Origin of the sequence: Aeromicrobium sp. (assembly GCF_036675695.1) — a bacterium.
In the GTDB taxonomy this organism is placed as follows: Bacteria; Actinomycetota; Actinomycetes; order Propionibacteriales; family Nocardioidaceae; genus Aeromicrobium.
Window position 1 is genome coordinate 1 of record NZ_JAKFEL010000064.1, and the last position, 1,884, is coordinate 1,884.

The 1,884-nt window shown below is 65.3% G+C and carries 1 protein-coding gene and 1 pseudogene; both read right to left on the reverse strand.

Annotation, left to right across the window (positions count from 1 at the left end; translation table 11 throughout):
- Positions 1-288: 288 nt before the first annotated feature.
- On the reverse strand, positions 289-1,488 hold the full coding sequence (locus V6M39_RS04345; protein ID WP_332642488.1) for a hypothetical protein: 1,200 nt from the start codon (positions 1,486-1,488) through the stop codon (positions 289-291).
- Between the two features lie 155 nt (positions 1,489-1,643).
- Positions 1,644-1,884 (reverse strand): annotated as a pseudogene (locus V6M39_RS04350) (hypothetical protein); the annotation flags it as partial.

Below are 1,884 nucleotides of genomic sequence, written 5' to 3' on the forward strand. Positions count from 1 at the left end.
ACGGCGCCTGGCGGATCGCCTCGACCCGGTACGAACGGATCTACGAGGCCATGACCTCGCTCGACGACACCCCGAGCTTCAAGCTGATCGCCAACCGCTGGGACCCGTCGCTCCAGCACTGACTCCTGGTCGAGGTTGATTGACATCAATCAACCTCGCCCGCAGTCCGGTTCGGTCAGAGTGCCGCAGGCCTCACGAGCGACATACCGTTCGCCACGCAGGCAGGACCCCTGAGCGTGAGCAGCGGTGCCGAAGCCACGAACGGTGTGCCGCTCGTTTCGGTTTCCGTCAGCGCATCTTCGCGCGCTTCGCGGCTCGGGCGTGCAGCGCTGCCATGACCAGCTCGACCACCAGCGCCATCTCGTGACGAACCAACGACTCCGCTACTTCCCCGCCCGCGCACCACGACGCATCTCGGAGGACGACGACGTTCAAGCGCTTCGCGGTCCGACGCAGCCGGATGCCGTACGCGCCGAATCCGTCAACCTGTCCTGGCAGGTGGTACTCCAGAACGATCTCGATCGGGAGCCCATCGACCCACTCGCTGATACCCCCCTCTCCTGACCCGAGGCGGTCGAAGATTTCGAGCTCGATCTTCTCTCCGAAGTCGGTCCCGTCAATGTCGGGAATGCACCCGACGCGAAGGCCGACACCGAAACCGCTGAACACCTTGATCGCGGGCGTCCTGTCCTTCACGTGGGAGCCGTACGGCGCCCGGACGATCTCAGGACTCGTGACAACTGCCGTCGTCACGTCAGCGTGGCCGACCGGCGGCTCTGAATGGATCTCGGGAAGGGCCGGATCCAGAGATACCGACACCTCGCCGTGAGGGCTGCCTGGCCGCGGGATGAACTGGACAATGCCGTTCACCCAGCGAAGCGTCCTCGCGCTGGCCCTGAAATTGGTCAACGCGTTGTACGCGAGCGCTGGGGCTGACCGTGCAACCAGGTCCCCGGACGTCCGCTCCCTCACCTCGATCATCGCCCGACCCAAGCCGTCGTCGGCTACACGGAAGACGACTCGCGCGGTCATCGACCTGTCGGAGCTCGCCTTCCAGGGCGAGGCCCAAGGGAACTCCAGGTCTTGCGCGAGCACTCGAGCACGTACTCGTTCGACCTGCTCCAACGACCAGCCGCGATGCGGAGCCAACTCGACGACGGCCTCGTGGATCAGGTCCAGGACGAGGCGAGCACGGTCATCCGCGGAGAGTTCGGCAACCACCTCTGGCACGAAGACGATGCCGTGCTCCCAGTCGGCATGCCTTGCTGTGGAGACCTGGAGTTGTACAGCGTCGTCGTCATGCGGATGGGAGGAGAACCGCAAACTCGAGCAGGGACCCTCGAAGTGCTCGTCACGTAGAGCGTCGCTATAGGCCTGAGATACCCGGCACGCTGACTTCACCAAGGCGTCAGTCGCGGGATCGTCTGTCCACGGCCGGTCCTCCCGCCCGCCCGACGGCCAGAACTCGATCCATCTGAAGACCGCCAAGTGTCTGTCCTTCGCGTTGCAGTCACGTTCAATCGACCGCGCGATCTCAACTCGGCCGACAACAGGGTCACACAGACGGATCCCCGATGAACGCCGTTTACCTGCGCTCAGCACGCACCAGGTGAGTGCTGAGCGCAGGCCAGAGGCCGGAGTTTCTAGAGCGCGGCCGCCATCCCCGCGCACGCCCGCAGCCACGAACGCTTCGTGTCCTCGGAGAGCTGGTCGTACGGGACGACGGACCCGGAGACGAGTGCCGGGTCGTACGGCACCCGGTAGACGCCACGGGTGCGCTGCTCGTACACGGCCACGAGGTCGCGGGCCAGGGCCTCGTCGACCTTCGGGCTGGGGTCGGACAGCACGGTGATCGTCTTGTACTTGAGGTTCTCGTAGCCCGCG